Source organism: Megasphaera cerevisiae DSM 20462, assembly GCF_001045675.1.
Taxonomy (GTDB): Bacteria; Bacillota; Negativicutes; order Veillonellales; family Megasphaeraceae; genus Megasphaera; species Megasphaera cerevisiae.
This window is the reverse complement of sequence record NZ_LEKT01000039.1, coordinates 1-20279: the sequence shown is the minus strand read 5'-3', so window position 1 is coordinate 20279 and position 20279 is coordinate 1. Positions and strand designations below refer to the sequence as shown.

The window sequence follows — 20279 nt, the reverse complement described above, 5'->3', positions numbered from 1 at the left end:
TCTGGAGTTTGAGTAAAGGAATAATTTATATGATTTTTTCGGCGCTGGCTTTTAGTATTCAAAATGTCATCGTCAAAGAATTGTCGTATACGATGGAAACGGGTGAGATAGCCTTTTTTCGCGGTCTTTTCAGTTCGGTTCTTATTTTGGGTCTTATGCGGATTCAGCATATCCATTTCTCCAAATCAGATCGGCCGACACTTGTTTTTCGAGGGATTATGGGCGGCGCCGGTATGATTTGTATCTTTTATGCCCTACGAGGTATGCCGTTAGCCGATGTGTCTATTTTATCTCAGCTTTCCGCATTTTTTGTTATGCTGTTTGCTGCTATATTTTTGAAAGAAGTATTGCCCAAGGGGGCGGGTATGCCTTTGATTGTCATTATATTAGGCGGATGTCTTGTTGTACGACCTTGGAATTTTTCATCTTTTAATGTGTATTCTCTTTTTGTTATGGCCCAGGCGGTATTTGCGGCAGCGGCGTATACTACTGTCAGCAAGCTTACCGGGTCCGGACGACATCATCAATATGAAATTGTATTGTATTTTTTGGTCTGTGCCTGCATTTCAGGAGCACTCCTGATGGGGTTGGATTTTCAGGTTCCAGATCGGCGGGAATGGAGTTTATATGTTGCTTTGGGAATTGTGACCGTTGTGGCGCAGATATGGATGACGGATGCATATGCCAAGGCAAATCCGGTTGTCGTTAGTTTTGTTGCATATATCGGCGTATTTTTCAATGCGCTGTGGGGATATATGATTTTTGATGAAACGTTGACTGGTCTGACCATCCTTGGCGGAATAGGTATTATTGGCGGTTCCATGTATTTAACGAAACTGAAGCATGATAAGATTGCCCAGCGTGCCAGTGTGACAGTTAGACGACAGGAGAACTGACAAGGGAGTCTTATGAACAATAAACTAATCACAGAAACACATATCAAAATCCTTTTTTTTGTGGGGCTTTTGGCCGTATTAGGCGGGATTCATATTGTGCTTCCTGATTTTTACCGCACGGTATGGGATTTATCGATGAGTGGCAATATGGAAGGAACTATTGAATATTTACGTTCCTTTGGCGTGTGGGCGATAGCTGTCAGTATGGTCATCGATATTGTTATCAATATTGTTGGATTTTTACCGTCTATTTTCATCTCTACGGCTAACGGGGTTTTATTTGGTATTGGTACCGGTACAATTGTTTCTTGGCTTGCTGAGACAATAGGTGTTATTATCAGCTTTTTTTTTATGCGAACCTTGTTTCGGCATAAGGCCCGGCAAATTATTGAAAAGAGCCGGATGCTTAGCAAGCTCGATGAATACAGCACTTTGAAGGCCATGATTATTGCCAGAGCTGTTCCATATTCGCCTAACGGTTTGGTAACGGCTCTGGGAGCGTTAAGTCATATTAGTTATCGTGATTATGCTGTCGGCTGTCTGATAGGAAAGCTGCCTTCAGTGGCAGTGGAGGTTGTTGTCGGGCACGATTTAGTCATGCTGGAGGATAATTCCATGCGCTTGACGATTCTCGTCATTGTTGTTGCGGTTGTATATGGCGGATTATGGTATTGGAATCGGCGAAGAAAGGCCAAAAAAGTGTTAAATAAAATCAAAGAAGATTTAAATGACGAAAAAGGACGCTCATAAAGAGCATCCTTTTTTTATAAAATATATATTATTCTTCCTGAGGATCAAGCGTTAATTCATCTGGTGTCGTACAAAAAGTAAAATCAGGATTGCGTTCTATAATCCAGTTAGTCTGCCATTCATTGGCGATGAGCAGGACGACACGCTGCTTATGATCCTTAGCGAGCATGGCACTGTCAATATTTTTTAAGTCCTTGTAATCGTGCCCGTTTGTCTGAATCCAGCGGGCCACTGTGAAGGGGAGTGTATTCATTTCCAGATCTACGCCGTATTCATGCTTGAGCCGATATTCCAGTACTTCAAACTGCAGCTGTCCTACGGCACCGACAATATAGCTTTCCATCGAACCGAGATTTTCATATATTTGTACGGCGCCTTCCTGTGCCAGCTGTGTCATTCCTTTGAGAAACTGTTTGCGCTTCATCGAATCCTTGGCACGAATACGGGCAAAAAGTTCTGGTGGAAATGTCGGAAAATCTTTGAAGGTTACTTTCTTTTTGCCGGAATACAAGGTATCGCCTACGCCCATAGTTCCATTATCAAAGACTCCGATAATATCACCGGGATAGGCATCGTCAATAATCGTTCGCTCAGTAGCCAAAAATTGCTGCGGCTGCATAAGGCGCAAAATTTTTCCGGATTGGCGGTGTGTAACAGACATTCCCCTTTCAAATGTACCGGAACAAATACGCATAAATACAATACGGTCATGATGCTGCGGATTCATATTAGCCTGAATTTTAAAGACAAAAGAAGTGAATTGATCCGCTGTCGGTTCGATAATGCCCTCCTGACAGGTTCGCGGCTGTGGTTTAGGAGCCATTTCTAAAAATTTTTCCAGAAAAGGCTTGACTCCAAAGTTAGTCATGGCCGAGCCAAAAAACATAGGAGTCAATTGACCGTTTTTTATCTTTTCCATATCAAGCGTATCACCGGCCTCATCCAAAAGCTCAATATCATCAATCAGAGATTGATGCACATCATCCTCCAATAAGGTTTTAAATACAGGATCGTCAGCAGCGCCCTTTGTCGATGCTAGTTTATGCTGACCATGCGATGTATCCTTCTCAAAAAGCTCAATAGATGCGTTTGTACGGTCATAAATTCCCTGATAGCTTCCATTGATCCCGATGGGCCAATTCATAGGATACGCGTGAATTCCGAGAATCTGTTCCAGTTCATCCATCAGTTCAAAAGGGTTGCGCCCAAAATGATCTATTTTATTGACAAATGTAAAAATAGGGATGCCTCGCTCCCTGCAGACACGGAATAATTTTTTTGTCTGCGCTTCTACGCCCTTGGCGACGTCAATAAGCATGACGGCACTATCTGCTGCCATGAGAGTGCGGTATGTATCTTCACTGAAATCCTGATGCCCCGGCGTATCCAAAATGTTGATATGATGTCCTTCATAATCAAATTGCAGGACCGAACTAGTAACGGAAATACCACGCTGTTTTTCAATTTCCATCCAATCGGACACCGCATGTTTGGTCGTTTTTCTTGCTTTTACGGAGCCCGCTAAATGAATCGCGCCGCCGTACAGCAAAAGCTTTTCTGTAAGCGTCGTTTTGCCGGCATCCGGGTGAGAGATGATGGCAAAGGTGCGGCGGTTATTTACTTCATCAACTAAAGACATGTTACACCTCGTTTATATAGATACCTATAATACAATCACATTTAATTATATAAGCTTTTTACATGTCATGCAAGAGGGGAGTCGTATGGGAGCGGCAAAGACAACGAAACCTATAACATCATAAGCATTATAGTATGCATATATATCATGTAAAGAAGATGAAAAATCGTGATTTTTTGTGTATAATAGTAATGAATGTGTGATGAATATATACTATAAAGTGAGCTGATGAAATTCCAATGTATACAATGCAATGCGTATAGTTGCAAGTAAGTGCTGTTAAAAAATAATGAAATATAGATAAAAGGGGATTCATTGTGATTATTACAAGAGAAACAGATTATGCAACACGAATTTTACGGTCTTTGACTGACATGCAATTAAAAAATATCAGAGAAATTAGTGATGATCAGTTGATACCGAGACAGTTTGCCTATAAAATTTCAAAAAAGATGGAAAAAGCCGGTTATATTGAAATCGTCCGCGGTGCTCAAGGAGGCTGCCGTCTGATAAGGGATCTTCATGATATTACCCTGATGGATCTGATTACTGTAATGGACAGAGAAAATATGGTAAGTAGCTGTTTGGAATCCGGGTATTTTTGTCCGTATCGAAAAAGACAGTATGATGGATGCAGTGTTCATAATTCCTTATGCCAAATTCAGCATAAGCTGACTGAATATTTTTCAACCTTCACGTTATATGACATGATGTTTAATCATGCAGATTCTTTTGAAATGAAATAAAAAAATATTTTGGTTGAAGGAGGGTACTGGTTGTATTGCCAGTCAACGCTTATTATTCATGTTTTTTAAAACAATTTGTGGTTAAATTTGCTCTTCTTGACTATATCCTGTATAATAATGACTAAAATTAATTTATTATGATTACGAACAGGAGAGAGGAATATGAAAGGAATAAAGGCAGCAATCATTTGTTTGACAGGGTTTATGGTCATTACCTTTGTGCCGTCCATGTCTTCACCAAGTTATGCAGCGAAAGGGGGAGGGGTTCGTATGTCTGCTCCGGCATCTAAGGCACTGCCGACAGCACCGCAGAAGACTTCTCCCAATACGAATTCGAGCGCGAAAGGTACGGGAACTACAGGGGCCCAGAGTCAGACAGGCCAGCCTAAAACCGATACACAGGCAGGCACTCAGGCTAAAACAAATCAGACTGGGTCAGCGTGGGGAGGCACGATGCGAAATATTGGTCTATTGGCAGGTGGCATGTTTTTAGGAAGCATGCTGAGTAGCCTTTTTGGATGGGGAAATATGGGATTTATGGCAGATATTTTGGGTGTTTTGTTCAATGTCGTACTGGTAATGGTCGTCGTATCGCTGGGGATGAGCCTTTGGCGAAAATTCAGAAATCGTCGTTCGTCTTCACGCAACGACGATGCCTACCGGCGCGGATATGAAGAAGCGATGAGAGAAAAAGAACGTCGTGAAACATATACAATCGATATTACCCCGTCAGATGATGATAGAAAATATAAAAAATAATTATTTTGCAAAAGCTGTGTAGAAATAGCAAAGCCCCCGTCAAGGTTGATCCTGGCGGGGGCTTTATGCAGCTTGAATAGTTTTTCTGCAAACTACAGTAAAATATATTTTAAAACAAAAATAACGGCCAGTATATACATAAGAAGGCTTATTTTTTCCCGCTTGCCTGTAATTAAGTTAATGACAACATAGGAAATAATACCAAAGGAAATACCTTCCGAAATACTGTAACAAAAAGGCATGGAAATAATAGTGATGTAAGCGGGAATGGATTCGCTGAAATCGTCAAAGTCAATTCCAACGACAGCAGTAAGCATAAGAAAACCTACAATGACAAGGGCAGGTGCCGTTGCGAAGGCCGGAATCGACATAAAGAAAGGAGAAAGAAATAAAGAAATAGCAAAGAAAATGGCAACAAAAACGGCTGTAAGACCTGTGCGGCCGCCTTCGCTGACACCGGTTGCACTTTCGACAAAAGTCGTTGTCGTGCTTGTACCAAGCACTGCCCCTATCGTGGTCGCAACAGCATCTGCCATAAGCGCACCTTTGATATGAGGCAGACGCCCCTTGGAGTCCAGCATGTCCGCCTTGGAGGATACGCCGATCAATGTACCTAAGGTATCAAAAATATCAACAAATAAAAAAGCAAACATTACAACGAGAAAATCAACACTGAATATGCGGCTGAAATCAAGCTGTCCCAAAATCGGCGTGATGCTGGCCGGCGCAAAAGCCGCGGCACCAGCGGACAAATCCGGAATTACGCTGAACATTTTCATCTCCGGATTGGGGATATACAGGCCTGTCACCTCACAGACAACAGCTAAAATCCATGTAAACAAGATCCCCCAGAGGATATTGCCGCGGACCTTTTTGACCATGAGAATTGCTGTGAATAAGATGCCTATCATGGCCAGCAGAACCGTGATCCCGACCGTAGAAAATGTGCCGGCTGCGACTGACTGTTTAAAGGAAAAAAGGGAAATTTTTGTAGCCGGATTAGCAACGATGATTTGGGCATTCAATAGACCAATCAGTGCTATAAATAAGCCGATGCCGGCGGATACCGCTTTTTTCAGGGTCATGGGAATGGCATTAAATAAAGCTTCCCGAATATTTGTCAGGGATAAAATGATAAATATGACACCTTCTACGAAAACGGCGGCGAGTGCCATCTGCCAGGTATAACCCATTTGCAGTACCACTGTATACGCAAAAAATGCGTTCAATCCCATGCCGGGTGCTAAGGCAAAGGGATAGTTGGCAAAGGCCGCCATGCATAAAGTGCCAATAAAAGAAGCCAATGCGGTTGCTGTAAGGACAGCCCCCTTATCCATTCCTGCGGCGTTTAAAATAGTCGGGTTGACAGCCAGAATATATGCCATTGTCATAAATGTAGTAATCCCTGCCAGCAATTCTGTTTTAACGTTAGTGTGATTTTCTGTCAGATGGAACCATCGGTCCAAAAATCCAAGGTTATTTTCCATAATACTCGCTCCTCGCATATAAATATATGATAAATGATAAAGAACATAAGTATTATATGCTGATATGTCCGAATGAGCAACTGTTTTATAAATTTTTCAATATTTTATGCATCCATTTTATTAAAAAACTTTTTTTATATACGTATTTTGATTTATAATAAAGACAATAAGGTGTGTGTATGAGGTCGGAAAAGGAGCCAAATCATGTTTGTACAAAACAGAGATGCATTAAAAAGAAGAATTGCCGTTGCACAGGGTGAAATTCCCGGCGATCTGGTCATTAAAAATTGTAATATTATCAATGTATATACTCAATCTATCCTACAGGGAGATATGGTGATTGCTGACGGAGTCATTGCCGGCATAGGGGGCAGTTATGAGGGCCGGGCAGTTATTGATGCGGGCCGACGATACGCGGCGCCTGGTTTGATTGAAAGCCATATACATATTGAATCCTCCTATTTAAGCCCGGAAGAATTTGGGCGTCTCCTCGTGCCATTGGGTACGACGACAGCCATTGCTGATCCACATGAAATTGTGAATGTATGCGGTATTAAAGGACTGGATTATATGATCCGTGCAGCTGCAAAAACAGCTATGGACATTCAGTTCATGGTACCGTCCTGTGTCCCCGCTACTTCTTTTGATCACAGCGGTGCGGTGATTTATGCGGCTGATATGGCAGAACCTCTGAAAAATCCCCAGGTGTTGGGGGTGGGAGAGTTTATGAACTACCCCGGTGTGACGGCAGGAGATCCAGATGTATTGGATAAATTAATGGAGGCATATAAAGCACACAAGCCAATTGATGGGCATAGCCCGGGCCTACATGACAGCGGCTTGCAGGCATATGTGTCAGCGGGTATCCAGACAGACCATGAATGCTTTACGGTTCAGGATGTACAGGAACGTCTGGCTCTGGGGATGTATGTTATGCTTCGCAACGGCTCGGCCTGTCACGATCTTCCAAACCTGATAAAGGCGGTAACACCGATTACTCTGCGGCGGTTTTTGCTGTGTTCTGATGATCTCCATCCTAAGACTATTTTTTCTAAGGGACATTTAAGCGAACATCTGCGTATTTGCGTCCAAAACGGCTTGTCACCGGAAGCAGCTGTTACGATGGCGACATTGAATGCGGCAGAATGCTATCGGCTGGAAGATCGCGGGGCGCTTGTTCCTGGCAAGCGGGCGGACATCGTTATTTTTGAAGATCTCCGAGAATTTAATGTCTGGAAAACGTTTATTGCAGGAACCGAAGTTGCATCACAGGGACATTATATACCGAAATTTACGCGGACTGCGTATAGCGATGTCGGCTCTACCATCCATATTGCTGATTTTACCGAAGAAAAATTAAAAATGCATTTAAAAGGCCATCGAGTACGCACCATTGATATTATTCCTGGCGGCGTTGTAACTGGCAAGGGCGTTGCTTTGGTGCAAACGGATTCTTCCGGTAATTTTGTTTATTCGCCGGATATGGATATTGTCAAAGTTGCTGTTGTTGAAAGACATCATGGTACCGGTAATGTGGGCTTGGGACTGTTGCGCGGCTATGGCATTAAACGAGGTGCTGTGGCAGTTTCCATTGCGCATGATTCGCATAATATTATTGTCGCCGGCACTAATGATACCGATATGGCAAAGGCGGTACGGACACTGACGTCGATGAAAGGGGGGATTGCTGTTATATTAGATGGGGAAATACTGGCCTCCATGCCGCTCCCTATTGCCGGACTGATGAGTGATCAGAGCGGCGCCTGGGTTGATGATCAAATGGAGCAGATATACGATAAGGCCCATACTATATTGGGTGTAAGCTCTGTTGTAGACGTGGTCATGACCTTATGTTTTATGTCATTGCCGGTCATTCCTAAAATCAAACTTCTTGATACGGGACTTTTTGATGTGGAGCAGTTCGGTTTTATCCCTATTGAGATGGAATAAAGCGATACGCTGGGGCACGTTACTGTATACTGAAGTCGGAATTTGTAAACACAGGAGGCTGTTATGTCTATTGCATTGTGTCGCTTATTTGATGAGAAAAATAATCCCTATGAATTGGTGCTGCTGGCTGGCAGGGACGGCCTTTCACGGGAAGTGTCGTGGGTTCAGGTTATGGAAGATATCGACTATGCATCATTTCTTCTTCAAAATGAATTGATTTTCACGACCGGATTGGGAAAAGATAATCAGAAACCGTGGCTGAAAAATTTCATTACTGCTCTGATTCAAGTGGGTTCTTCCGGTCTTGTAATCAATATCGGAAAATACCTTGTCCGGCAGGATATTGAGCAGGATATTATTGATATATGCAATGACTATTCATTTCCTTTGTTTGTGATGCCATGGCGTATGCGGCTATCCGATATTACACAATCCTTTTTATATTCGCTCTTTTTAACCAAGCAAAAGGAATATGAAATTATCGAAGCATGCCGGAAGCTGTTTTTTTGTCCGCCCCAGACTGAAAAGGCAATCAATCATTTAAAAGCACAAGGATATGGCGAAAACAGCTCTTATCAGGTCCTGTCTTTATTTTTTGGCAAAGATCATCATCCTGACAATATGGATACCCTGCTGACATCTTATAAATTTATTTTAAATAAGCAATCTGCGTCGTATATTTTGTTCCCTTCTAAAAAAGCTTTTATTTTGATTTTACAGGATACACCCAAAGAAGAAGCACGCCGGTTGTTCGAACTTCTGTGTTCACCGGTGACGCTGAAAACTCCGGCCGTACCGATCACGGCTGCTGGCTGTGGAATGATAGTACTTTCTTTGCGAACAATTACAGTCAGCTATCGGCAATCCGTTTATGCCTTGGCATGGGCCCATATGGAAGGAAAAAAATTTCAATATTTTGGTAACTTGGGAATTTATGCTCTTTTCTTTTCTCAAACGGATGATATGTCCATGCGTGAACTCCATGACCGTACGTTGGGACCCTTGTTGCAGTATGATGAATCGCATCAGCGGGACTTATTCCAAACACTGCAGTCTTATTTGATACACAACGGCAGTATACAGGCCGTATCCAAGGAGACATATGCACATCGAAATACGGTTGCATACCGGGTTCAAAAAATTAAAAAACTTCTCGGATGTAATTTAAATGACGAAAGTACACGGTTTACATGCTTTTTAGCTTGTCATATCCATTATTATTGGAAAGTACTGCAAGAAGAACGTTTTTTTTTGGACGAATAAGAAATATAAAAATTTATAATCCAAAAAATACGGTAAAATTGCCTGAATGATGTATTTAAAGGAGTCCCGCAGGAAGAATATGTTGGCGATATCGTATTGGATCGCTTGTCATGACCCATGCGCAGATGCATATTTTTGAAGACTGTATTCGCACTTGCACGGGATTGTAATGCATGATGTGATTTTGATATAATATAAATATATAAGAGGAGGCTGAAGAATGGATAAATTTATGATTAAACCTACGACGCTGCTCTATCAAACGTGCAAAGAGTTTGCAGCGGATATGAATCTCTGCGAAAATGATTTGATAATTACCAATGAATACATTTATGACCCCAACTTTAAGAATCTGAATTTAAAATGCGCAACTATGTTTCAGGAAAAATATGGTGCCGGCGAACCGTCTGATGAAATGGTGGAACACATGTACCGGGATATGCCAAAGAACGTAAAACGCATTATTGCCATCGGCGGCGGGACCGTATTGGATATTTCCAAACTGTTTGCACTGAAGAAGCCGTCTCCTGTTTTGGAGCTGTTTGATGGCAAGCTTCCCTATGAGAAAGATAAAGAACTTATTCTTGTGCCAACGACCTGCGGGACGGGCAGTGAAGTGACTAATGTATCCGTTTTGGCACTGATCAGCCGCAATACGAAAAAAGGATTGGCAGTGGATGAATTATATGGCGACACTGCTATCCTAATTCCTGAATTATTGAAGAGCCTGCCATTTAAGGTGTTTGCTACCAGCTCGATTGATGCACTCACGCACGCAGTGGAATCGTGCCTGTCGCCTAAAGCCAATGAAGCGACACGAATGTTCAGCTACAGGGCCATAGAAAAGATTTTGAAGGGATACTTGATTATACGTGATAAAGGCCCCGAAGCACGTGCAGGTCTGATGGAGGATTTTCTTCTGGCCAGCAACTATGCCGGTATTGCCTTTGGAAACGCCGGCTGCGCAGCCGTACATGCATTGAGTTATCCATTAGGGGCCAAATACCATGTGCCTCATGGTGAATCGAATTATGCCATGTTTACGGGTGTCATGAACTGTTATATGACGATCAAATCCGATGGTGAGATTGCCACAATGAATACCTTTATTGCCGGACTACTTGATTGTAAAGTAAAAGATGTATATGTCGAATTGGAAAAACTGTTGAATATCGTTCTGCCTAAAAAGGCACTTCATGAATATGGTGTGAACCAAGAAGACTTGAGAGAATTCACATCTTCTGTCATGGTTAATCAGGGCCGTCTTATGGCAAATAATTTTGTGGTTCTGGATGCTGATGCCGTATACGGCATCTATCAAACTCTTTTCTAACTAAGGTTACCGTTATCTCAGATTCCCTTGCAAATGATGATGATAGGCTGCATCGTCATAGCAAGGGAATCTTCATATGTACATATGATGGGAATGTTAATCTTGCCAAACCTCATAAATCAGTGTACAATTTAAATGTAAGTATATGGGGAAATTGCGGATATACTTACATTTTTTATGGGATTTATTGTAGAGGGGGAGGATTTATAGTGGATTTATTACGTACATGGCGTATACATATATTTGCTTTATGTATCGTCATTATTGCTGAACTGGTGGGTATCCAGAAGTTTGGCCTCGTCGTTTTTTTGCCTTTATTTTATGCGCTAGTTCTTGGTGGCATACTCAGTTATCCTAAATTTCATGTTATGACGGATAAAATGATGGAAAATGCCGGTATGTTTATGCCGATTGCTATGTTTTATCTGATTGTAAAAATAGGCTTAGGTATTGGACCCAATCTGCACATGCTGCTCAACTCAGGGTTAGCACTGATCATGCAGGAATTTGGCCATTTCTTCGGTACGTTGATTTTTGGACTGCCTATGGCATTATTCTTGAAAATGGGGCGAGAAGCAGTAGGCGCCTGTTATTCTATTGACAGAGAGCCGAATGTTGCTATTGTAGCTGAAAAATATGGTATTTTTTCACCGGAAGGCCGCGGTGTTATGGGAATGTATATCTGCGGGACCTTGTTTGGCGCGCTTTGGATATCTATTTTAGCCGGTGTAGTTGCCCGTATGGGGATTTTTCATCCGTATGCGCTGGCTATGGGCGGCGGGATCGGCAGTGCCAGCATGATGGCGGCCTCTGTGGGTTCTATTGTCGCTGTTTTTCCCGAAGAAGCTCAGAAAATTCAGGCGTATGCCGGCGCCGCCAATCTCATGACTTCAGTTATTGGGATTTATTTCGCATTGTTTATTTCTCTGCCGGTTACCGTCAAGGTCTACGAATGGGTAACCGGGCGCAAACGACATGAAGAAATTTCAGTAGCTGATGAAGCAAAGGCTGCCGCACAGGCACAAGCCGCTGCTGAGCAGGCGAAAGAAGATGCCGCAGCCTTGCAGGATCAGAAGCACCTGACCCTATCCGATAATCTTCTTATTCTGATATTGACTGGAATTTTAGGATTTGTTGCAAATGTGGTCGGGTATAAGGCTTCTGTTCCTGACAGCATGATCGGTTCCATTCTACTTGTTATTATAGCTTTTATCGGACTATGCATTGCGCATATACCAGGTCTGCGTAAGCTGCCTGCTGTATTCTGGGTATCCATTTTTGCTGTAATTTGCTCTATACCAGGAATTCCAGGAACGGAATATATTTTAGAGCACACAAAAAACTTTAATTTTCTGGCAACGACAACGCCGATACTGGCCTACGGAGGACTGTCTCTGGGCAAAGATATTCCCGCCTTTAAGCGCCTGTCCTGGCGTATTGTGCCAGTAGCAATTATGGTAGCTTCCGGGTCCTTTATCTGTGCCACGATTATGGCCGAAATTATGCTTCATGTAGAAGGTATTTTTTAATCTGGAAAAGGGAGGGGCAGCAAATGAATAAAGAAGAGTTGAAGCTGCAAGTGTGTGCTGCTGTTGAAAAGCGTGCCCGTGAAATGGTGGAATTCGGACAATCTGTTTTTGATGAACCAGAATTGGGATATAAGGAATTGAAAACCTCCGAAAAGGTTCAGAAAAAGCTAGACGAACTACAGATTCCTTATCAGACAGGAATGGCACTTACAGGTGTCAAGGGCCGCTTGAAAGGGGCATCCTCTCGCCGTACCGTAGCTGTCTTGGGAGAACTGGATGCGATTATCTGCCGCCGCCATCCGGCAGCGGATACTGCGACGGGGGCGGCGCATTGCTGCGGTCATTACGTCCAGCTTGCTGATATGCTGGGTGTGGCGATGGCGCTGCAGGATACGGGCGCCATGCAGTATTTAGGCGGGGACGTCGTCTTTTTTGCTGTTCCGGCTGAAGAATGTATTGAATTGGAATATCGCAATGAGTTGCGAGAACACAGAAAAATTCATTTCCTCAGCGGCAAGCAGGAACTGATCTATCGAGGAGAATTTGATGATATTGATGCGGCCCTGCAGATGCACGTCGCTACGACGGATGATCCGCAGGGAACTATAGAAATTGGCGGTTCTCTAAACGGGTTTATCAGCAAGATTATCGATTATCACGGTAAGGCAGCCCATGCTGCCGGGGCGCCTCACCTGGGCGTCAATGCGCTGAATGCGGCTATGCTGGGGATGATGGGGGTCAATGCTCTTCGGGAAACCTTCCGGGAAGAAGACTATGTGCGGTTTCATCCTATCATTACGCAGGGCGGTGATCTGGTCAATGTTGTGCCAGATTTTGTTCGCATGGAAAGCTATGTCCGGGCAGCCTCTGCCGAGGCTATGAAGTCATATAATGATCGTATTGACCGAGCCTTGAAGGCTGGCGCCGATGCAATTGGTGCGACATGTGAAATCCATAATATGCCAGGGGATCTGCCCTTGCATCAGGATACGGGACTGTCAGCATTGCTGGAAGCCAATAGCCGCGGTATTTTTGGCGGACAGCATATTATTCATCCACCGCAGAATGCCGGCAGTACGGATATGGGAGACGTATCTCACCTTATGCCGGTGCTTCATCCGCATATCGGCTGTGTCCATGGCGCGCTGCACAGTGCGGATTATGAGCTTGTTGACCCGCGCACGGCCTTTGTTAAGGCGACGCAAGTTATGGTGCTGACGCTGATTGATTTGCTGTATGATGATGCGTCCGGGCTGGAAACTGTTTTATCCGATTTTAAACCACCTATGACAAAAGAAGGATATCTTGATTTTATGGATTCGATTCATTAGATTCATGATATAGAAAAACACGCTGCTATTTTATAATGCAGCGTGTTTTTTATATTGTTATTTATCGAATTTGTTGCCGGTTAGCATATGAAAGGCTTCTTCATATTTTTCAATGGTTTTATCAATAACTTCCTGGGGCAGGAGATAATCGCTGTCCGGATTTGCTTTAAGCCAGTCGCGGACAAACTGCTTGTCATACGAAGGCTGAGATTGGCCGGCCCGATAGCCTGCCAAAGGCCAAAAGCGAGAGCTGTCCGGTGTCAGCATTTCATCGCCCAATACGACACGGCCCTGTTCGTCAAGTCCGAATTCAAATTTTGTGTCTGCGATGATAATGCCGCGGGAAAGAGCATAGTCTGCACATTTTTTGTATAACGCAATCGTGTAGTCACGGATTTTTTCAGCATATTCCATGCCCTTTCCAGGGAAGGTTTTATCCAGAACAACGGCGCCTTCTTCGATGGATACATTTTCATCGTGATCACCTATTTCTGCTTTTGTACTGGGAGTGAAGACCGGTTCGGCAAGCTTTTCCGATTCCTGAAGACCAGCCGGAAGTCGGATACCGCAGACCGTACCGTTTTCCTTATAGCTTTCCCAGCCGCTGCCTGTAATATAGCCGCGGACGATGCATTCCATGGGGATCATGGTCAGCTTTTGACATTTCATGCTGTTGCCGGTAAATTGTTGCTGCCGGAAAAATTCAGGCATGTCGGCATTATCCACTGAAATCATGTGATTGGGAACAATGTCTTTGGTAAAATCAAACCAAAATTTGGACATCTGTGTAAGGATGGCGCCTTTTTTTGTGATCTTATTTTTCAGGATATGGTCAAATGCTGAAATCCGGTCTGTCGCTACCATAATGATACTGTCGCCGGCGTCGTACATTTCACGTACTTTTCCTGATTTAAAGGGTGTGTATTCTTTCATCTGTAGGCCTCCACTTAAAAAATTCTTAATATATCTTGAACAAGTATTATGATACCATATATTTATTTTATGGTCGATTCTATTTTTCTATTTTTTTGATTTAAATATGAAAAAAATAGTTAAAACGATATAGATTATAACAATAATAAAAACGATAATTGTATATTGCATGGAGATATAAAGAGAAATTCATGCAAAAAAATTGGATCTCACAACAAATCAAACTGTTATTTTTAGAAAAAAACTTTCAAAGTTAAAGGTTTAAGTTAAAAAAATACGGAAAAAATGCTGAAAATCCCTTGCCAAATTCTTTTGGGTATGCTAATATACACATCAACAAGTCAAAATAAAAATGCGTTGAAGAGAATTAGTAGGTTTCAGGAAATTTACAGAGAACTGCTGTAAGGTGAAAAGCAGTAATGGAATGAAAGTGAACTCGTCTCTAAGCAGCTCGCTGAACGATCGACAGTAGGTGGAGCCGGGGCCTGGCCGTTAATAGACAGGAGGGTATCGATAGTACATCCGTACCTGTAGAGAGCATACCCGCTGCGGGTATGAATTAGAGTGGTAACGCGTAAGAATATAATCTTTCGTCTCTTAGGAGACGGGAGATTTTTTTTATTTTGATTTTGCAATTTACTTTTTTTACGACCATAGGAGAGATGCAAAATGAAAAATGTAGAACATTATAAAAAAGGATACTATATGCCCCCTGTTGTTGATATGTCCTGGGCGCAAAAAGAATGCACAGATAAGGCGCCGACGTGGTGCAGCGTAGATTTGCGGGACGGTAATCAGGCCTTGATCATCCCTATGAGTCTGGATGAAAAAATTGAATTTTATAAAACTCTCGTCCATATGGGGTTTAAAGAAATTGAAGTGGGCTTTCCGGCAGCTTCAGAAACAGAATATGAATTTTTACGAACCTTAGTCGAGCAGGATCTGATTCCTGACGATGTTACGGTTCAGGTATTGACGCAGGCGCGGGAACACATTATCCGCAAGACCTTTAAAGCACTGGAAGGAGTGAAAAATGCTATCGTGCACGTATATAATTCCACGTCAGTGGCACAGCGGCAGCAGGTATTTCACAAATCCAGAGCTGAAATTAAGAAAATTGCTGTTGACGGAGCGAGATTGCTGCGGGATTTAACAATAGAAGCCGGCGCTAACTACCGCTTTGAATATTCACCGGAAAGCTTTACTGGAACAGAACCGGAGTTTGCCCTGGAGGTCTGTAATGCAGTACTGGACGTTTGGCAGCCGACCAGGGATCGCAAAGCGATTATCAATCTGCCGTCAACGGTCCAAATGTCTATGTCTCATATCTATGCTTCTCAGATTGCATTTCTTTCGCAGCATCTCAAATACCGGGAAAACGTTGTATTGTCTCTGCATCCTCATAATGACCGGGGATGTGGTGTAGCGGATGCGGAAATGGGACTGTTAGCTGGGGCAGATCGTATTGAAGGTACCCTGTTTGGCAACGGAGAACGGACCGGTAATGCAGATATCGTTACGATTGGTATGAATATGTTTGCATTGGGAATTGATCCTGAACTGGACTTTTCTCATATGCCGGAACTTATCGATATGTATGAGCGGGTGACACGCATGGAAGTGCATCCCCGTCAGCCCTATGCCGGCAAGCTGGTATTTGCCGCTTTTTCCGGTTCGCATCAGGATGCCATTGCCAAGGGAATGAAATTCCGCGAGGAACGCGACGAAGCGTACTGGACGGTTCCCTACCTCTATATCGATCCACATGATGTAGGCCGCAGGTACGAAGCCGATGTGATTCGTATTAACAGCCAATCCGGCAAGGGCGGCGTAGGCTTTATTATGGAACAAAAATATGATGTCAATATGCCGAAGAAAATGCGGGAGGATTTCAGCTATTTTGTGAAGGAAGTATCTGATCATAAGCATCAGGAATTGAAGCCGGCGGAAATTTATCAGATATTCAGTCAGTATTACGTCAATACCAAGGATCCGATCCGGTTGGAAAATTTCTCGTTGCAAAAACGGGCCGACCGCTGGCTCGGTCAGATTTTACTGCAGGCCAATGGAGAGGAAGTCATTTTGCAGGGACAGGGAAACGGACAGCTTAATGCCGTCAGTAATGCTATCTGTAAAGCGTATGGCATCACCATTACTAATTTAGTCTATAGTGAGCATGATCTGGATCGGGATTCCGGTTCGCGGGGAATTGCCTATTTTGGCTTGACCGATACTAACGGCAAGACGACATGGGGGGCGGGTATTGATACAGATACGATTACGGCTTCTATTATGGCTTTCGTCACGGCAATCAATCGCATGGAAGGGATGACGGAACGAGTACGGTTCCGCGCCCTGAAATCATCGCCGGCTGAAGTCGGACAGTTCAGAGCCAGCGTAGGACAACATTAATGCAAGGCAATAAAAATAGCACTGGAGGAATGAATACACATGGGAATGACAATGACACAAAAAATTTTAGCCCGGCACGCCGGAGTACCTTCCGTTAAAGCCGGCGACTTGATTACCTGCAATCTGGATCTGGTTTTGGCCAATGACATTACAGCGCCGCCGGCTATTGCAGAATTCAACAAAATTGGCAGACCTGTATTTGATAAGGAAAAGATTGCATTGGTACCTGATCATTTCATACCAAATAAAGATATCAAATCAGCGGGCCTTGCAAAAATTGTCCGTGATTTTGCCAAAAAGCACGCCATCAAACATTATTTTGAAGTAGGCCGTGTCGGCATAGAACATGTTCTGCTGCCGGAGCAGGGGATTGTTGCACCGGGCATGCTGACTATTGGTGCCGATTCTCATACCTGTACCTATGGCGCATTGGGTGGTTTTGCCACCGGCGTCGGATCGACAGATTTAGGCGTGGCGATGGCAACGGGGCAGGCCTGGTTTAAAGTTCCTGATGCCATCAACGTGCATCTGACAGGTACAAAGCCTGGCGATATTACCGGTAAAGACGTTATGCTGACGCTGATCGGCATGATTGGTGTCGACGGTGCGCTGTATAAATCTCTGGAATTTACCGGAGAAGGTGTGGCCGCTCTTGATATGACAGATCGCTTTACAATTGCCAATATGGCAATCGAAGCTGGCGCTAAAAATGGTATTTTCCCTGTTGATGAACAAACTGCCTCTTATGAAAAGGGACGTGCAGCCGATAATTATGACATTGTTACGGCAGACAGTGATGCCGTATACTGCCGTACTGTGGAAATTAATATATCAGACTTGAAGCCGGTTGTATCCTTTCCGCACTTGCCGGAAAACACTAAGGTCATCGGTACGTTTGGTGATATCAAAATCGACCAGGTTATTATCGGATCCTGTACCAACGGACGTCTGGAGGATCTGAAAATTGCCGCCGCTGTTTTTGACGGGCACAAGGTTCATCCCGATGTCCGCTGCATCGTGATTCCCGGCAGTCAGCAGGTCTACATGGATGCCATAAAGGCGGGCTATGTCGAAACCTTTATCAATGCTGGCTGTGCTGTTTCCACGCCTACCTGCGGTCCCTGTCTGGGTGGCTATATGGGGATACTGGCTGCTGGTGAAAAATGTGTTTCTACGACCAACCGCAATTTCCGTGGTCGTATGGGACATGTAGATAGTGAAGTATATCTGGCCGGCCCGCAGGTCGCGGCTGCCAGCGCTATTTTGGGTAAAATCGCAGCACCAAGGGAGGTTTGTTAGGATGAATTTAGAAGGTAAAGTATGGCGCTACGGCGATAACATAGATACCGATGTCATTATTCCGGCACGGTATTTAAACAGTTTTGATCCTGCAGAACTGGCATCCCATTGCATGGTAGATATTGACGAATCCTTTGCCGGCAATGTAAAAACAGGAGATATTATGGTCGGCGGTCATAATTTCGGCTGCGGTTCTTCACGTGAACATGCGCCGGTTGCCATCAAGGCGTCAGGCATTCCGGTTATTATTGCCGCAAGCTTTGCCCGCATTTTTTACCGCAATGCCATCAATGTAGGATTGCCGGTATTGGAAATCGGGGACGATGTCGAAAAAATCAAAGCAGATGATGTGCTGTCTATCGATCTTTCTGACGGAAAAATCACGGACAAGACCACCGGCGATGTATTTCAGGCACCGCCGCTGCCCGGCTTTATTCAGGATATTGCCAAGGCCGGCGGCTTGATCAATTATGTGAAGGAGTATAAATAAACATGGCAAAACATATCGTAGTGATTCCCGGAGATGGGATTGGAGAAGAAATTACGGCAGCAGCCGTCAAGGTACTGCAGAAAATAGATGAAACATGCCATATAGGTCTGACCTTTGAAAACAGGGATGCCGGCGGCACGGCATATGACAAATTTGGTACTCCTTTGCCGGAAGCTACCATTGAAGCGGCTAAAAAAGCCGATGCGATCCTGTTTGGTGCTGTCGGTGGTGACCAATGGGATAACGTAGAACCATCTCTTCGTCCTGAACGGGCGGTTTTGGGACTACGGAAAGCGCTTGGGTTGTATGTTAATCTCCGACCTGTCAAAGTATCACAGGTATTATCCGAATATTCTCCTCTTAAACCGGAAATTGTCACGGGAACCGATATATTGATTGTCCGCGAATTGATCGGCGGCATCTATTTTGGCGACAAATGTGAATCAGAAATACACAATGGCGTTGAACGAGCCTGGGATCTGGAAAATTACAGCGTTCCCGAGGTAGAACGGATTACAAAATTTGCCATGACGGCAGCAAAAAAACGGCGTGGCAAGGTTACCTCCGTCGATAAATCCAACGTACTGGCTACGTCTCGCTTGTGGCGCCGTACAGTGATCCAGGTGGCCAAGGAATACCCCGATATATTGCTGAATCACTTTTATGTCGATAACTGCGCTATGCAGCTGGCCATGAATCCAAAACAATTCGATGTCATCGTCACGGGAAATCTGTTTGGAGACATATTGAGCGATGAAGCTGCTGTTTTGGGCGGTTCCATCGGTATGATGCCGTCGGCCAGCATTGGTGAGCTTACTAGTCTGTACGAACCCATTCACGGTTCGGCACCTGATATTGCCGGTCAGGGAATCGCCAATCCCTGCGCCACTATATTATCGGCGGCTATGTTGCTGCGATATTCTCTCAATGAAGACCGGGCGGTGGCCATGATTGAGACCGCTGTCGACCAGGCCCTGGCAGATGGCTGGCGTACGCCGGATCTTTACAAAGAAGGCTTTAAAAAGGCGGATACGGATACGATGACTCAAGTCGTATTACGTTATCTATAAATTTTTTCCCCCAGTAAAAGAACTGCGGCAGAACAACTATGTTTTGCTGCAGTTCTTTTTTTGCGGCCGTATTGAGGGCAGAAAAAATAAAGGATCAAGAGTATAACTTCTTGTAAAGTAAACTAAAAATAAGCTGAAAAATGACTTTTTTTGAAAATAAATGTCGGAATGGATCATTTTCTGTCCGAATGGAGTAGAAGGAGGTCACGATGTTTGGTATAATGGCAAGCGAAAAATGATTTTTGATATCAAAATAGATGTCATAAAGAAATGAGGAAATGCCATGAAGAAAAATATATCAAGAAAAGAGCGTATGAAATGGTGTGCCGGTCTATCTGGCGCAGTCCTGCTGTGGATGACGCTTCCCGTTGTGGCGGCAGAAAGTCCAGGTG

16 protein-coding genes and 1 other annotated feature are annotated in these 20279 nt (G+C 43.9%); of the genes, 13 read left to right on the top strand and 3 right to left on the bottom strand.

Features of this window, described 5'->3' with window-relative positions; all coding sequences use genetic code 11:
- Positions 1-8 precede the first annotated feature (8 nt).
- Entirely contained in the window at positions 9-896 is an 888-nt protein-coding gene (locus AB840_RS10730) for a DMT family transporter (RefSeq protein ID WP_072061829.1), read from the top strand.
- Between the two features lie 12 nt (positions 897-908).
- A complete protein-coding gene (locus AB840_RS10725; RefSeq protein WP_072061828.1) occupies positions 909-1646 on the top strand; it encodes a TVP38/TMEM64 family protein in 738 nt (245 codons plus the stop codon).
- Between the two features lie 28 nt (positions 1647-1674).
- Here the strand turns inward: AB840_RS10725 and AB840_RS10720 are convergent, their stop codons facing one another.
- A complete protein-coding gene (locus tag AB840_RS10720; protein ID WP_048514843.1) occupies positions 1675-3285 on the bottom strand; it encodes a peptide chain release factor 3 in 1611 nt (536 codons plus the stop codon).
- Between the two features lie 317 nt (positions 3286-3602).
- Here AB840_RS10720 and AB840_RS10715 point away from each other — a divergent pair, with 317 nt between their 5' ends.
- Together AB840_RS10715 and AB840_RS10710 are read left to right on the top strand one after the other, a co-directional pair.
- A complete protein-coding gene (locus tag AB840_RS10715) occupies positions 3603-4031 on the top strand; it encodes an RrF2 family transcriptional regulator (protein ID WP_048514842.1) in 429 nt (142 codons plus the stop codon).
- A 162-nt stretch (positions 4032-4193) separates the two neighbouring features.
- Positions 4194-4790, top strand: coding sequence for a hypothetical protein (locus AB840_RS10710; RefSeq protein WP_048514841.1), 597 nt, complete (start codon positions 4194-4196; stop codon positions 4788-4790).
- Between the two features lie 92 nt (positions 4791-4882).
- Here the strand turns inward: AB840_RS10710 and AB840_RS10705 are convergent, their stop codons facing one another.
- Positions 4883-6277, bottom strand: coding sequence for an NCS2 family permease (locus tag AB840_RS10705; protein ID WP_048514840.1), 1395 nt, complete (start codon positions 6275-6277; stop codon positions 4883-4885).
- A 204-nt stretch (positions 6278-6481) separates the two neighbouring features.
- Here AB840_RS10705 and ade point away from each other — a divergent pair, with 204 nt between their 5' ends.
- From ade to AB840_RS10680, 5 genes are all read left to right on the top strand, one after another.
- Complete coding sequence (gene ade / locus AB840_RS10700; RefSeq protein ID WP_048514839.1) at positions 6482-8227, top strand: adenine deaminase; 1746 nt, start codon at positions 6482-6484, stop codon at positions 8225-8227.
- 63 nt (positions 8228-8290) lie between these two features.
- The gene (locus AB840_RS10695) at positions 8291-9490 is read left to right on the top strand and encodes a PucR family transcriptional regulator (RefSeq protein ID WP_048514838.1); all 1200 of its coding nucleotides are present in this window, start codon (positions 8291-8293) and stop codon (positions 9488-9490) included.
- 220 nt (positions 9491-9710) lie between these two features.
- Positions 9711-10823 (top strand): 4-hydroxybutyrate dehydrogenase, encoded by a 1113-nt coding sequence (locus AB840_RS10690; protein ID WP_048514837.1) that lies wholly within the window; start codon positions 9711-9713, stop codon positions 10821-10823.
- Between the two features lie 209 nt (positions 10824-11032).
- The gene (locus tag AB840_RS17850; protein WP_072061827.1) at positions 11033-12352 is read left to right on the top strand and encodes a DUF3100 domain-containing protein; all 1320 of its coding nucleotides are present in this window, start codon (positions 11033-11035) and stop codon (positions 12350-12352) included.
- 23 nt (positions 12353-12375) lie between these two features.
- Positions 12376-13683: an amidohydrolase gene (locus AB840_RS10680; RefSeq protein ID WP_048514836.1), complete on the top strand. Its 1308-nt coding sequence runs from the start codon at positions 12376-12378 to the stop codon at positions 13681-13683.
- A 57-nt stretch (positions 13684-13740) separates the two neighbouring features.
- On the opposite strand, the gene AB840_RS10675 is transcribed toward AB840_RS10680, so the two are convergent.
- Positions 13741-14616, bottom strand: coding sequence for a phosphoribosylaminoimidazolesuccinocarboxamide synthase (locus AB840_RS10675; protein ID WP_048514835.1), 876 nt, complete (start codon positions 14614-14616; stop codon positions 13741-13743).
- A 348-nt stretch (positions 14617-14964) separates the two neighbouring features.
- Positions 14965-15217 (top strand) — a binding site (T-box leader).
- 68 nt (positions 15218-15285) lie between these two features.
- Here AB840_RS10675 and AB840_RS10670 point away from each other — a divergent pair.
- The 4 genes from AB840_RS10670 to leuB are packed head-to-tail and all read left to right on the top strand — an operon-like array spanning position 15286 to position 19887.
- Entirely contained in the window at positions 15286-17028 is a 1743-nt protein-coding gene (locus AB840_RS10670) for a 2-isopropylmalate synthase (RefSeq protein ID WP_048514834.1), read from the top strand.
- Between the two features lie 39 nt (positions 17029-17067).
- Positions 17068-18327, top strand: coding sequence for a 3-isopropylmalate dehydratase large subunit (gene leuC / locus AB840_RS10665; protein ID WP_048514833.1), 1260 nt, complete (start codon positions 17068-17070; stop codon positions 18325-18327).
- Between the two features lies 1 nt (position 18328).
- Positions 18329-18817, top strand: a complete 489-nt coding sequence (locus AB840_RS10660) for a 3-isopropylmalate dehydratase small subunit (protein WP_048514832.1) — start codon at positions 18329-18331, stop codon at positions 18815-18817.
- Positions 18818-18819: 2 nt separating this feature from the next.
- Entirely contained in the window at positions 18820-19887 is a 1068-nt protein-coding gene (leuB, locus tag AB840_RS10655; RefSeq protein ID WP_048514831.1) for a 3-isopropylmalate dehydrogenase, read from the top strand.
- The last annotated feature ends 392 nt before the right edge of the window (positions 19888-20279 follow it).

Coding starts and splice junctions, on each gene's coding strand:
- AB840_RS10725 (WP_072061828.1), top strand. CDS start 909: ATGAACAATAAACTAATCACAGAAACACATATCAAAATCCTTTTTTTT.
- AB840_RS10720 (WP_048514843.1), bottom strand. CDS start 3,285: ATGTCTTTAGTTGATGAAGTAAATAACCGCCGCACCTTTGCCATCATC.
- AB840_RS10710 (WP_048514841.1), top strand. CDS start 4,194: ATGAAAGGAATAAAGGCAGCAATCATTTGTTTGACAGGGTTTATGGTC.
- AB840_RS10705 (WP_048514840.1), bottom strand. CDS start 6,277: ATGGAAAATAACCTTGGATTTTTGGACCGATGGTTCCATCTGACAGAA.
- ade (WP_048514839.1), top strand. CDS start 6,482: ATGTTTGTACAAAACAGAGATGCATTAAAAAGAAGAATTGCCGTTGCA.
- AB840_RS10695 (WP_048514838.1), top strand. CDS start 8,291: ATGTCTATTGCATTGTGTCGCTTATTTGATGAGAAAAATAATCCCTAT.
- AB840_RS10690 (WP_048514837.1), top strand. CDS start 9,711: ATGGATAAATTTATGATTAAACCTACGACGCTGCTCTATCAAACGTGC.
- AB840_RS10680 (WP_048514836.1), top strand. CDS start 12,376: ATGAATAAAGAAGAGTTGAAGCTGCAAGTGTGTGCTGCTGTTGAAAAG.
- AB840_RS10675 (WP_048514835.1), bottom strand. CDS start 14,616: ATGAAAGAATACACACCCTTTAAATCAGGAAAAGTACGTGAAATGTAC.
- AB840_RS10670 (WP_048514834.1), top strand. CDS start 15,286: ATGAAAAATGTAGAACATTATAAAAAAGGATACTATATGCCCCCTGTT.
- leuC (WP_048514833.1), top strand. CDS start 17,068: ATGGGAATGACAATGACACAAAAAATTTTAGCCCGGCACGCCGGAGTA.
- AB840_RS10660 (WP_048514832.1), top strand. CDS start 18,329: ATGAATTTAGAAGGTAAAGTATGGCGCTACGGCGATAACATAGATACC.
- leuB (WP_048514831.1), top strand. CDS start 18,820: ATGGCAAAACATATCGTAGTGATTCCCGGAGATGGGATTGGAGAAGAA.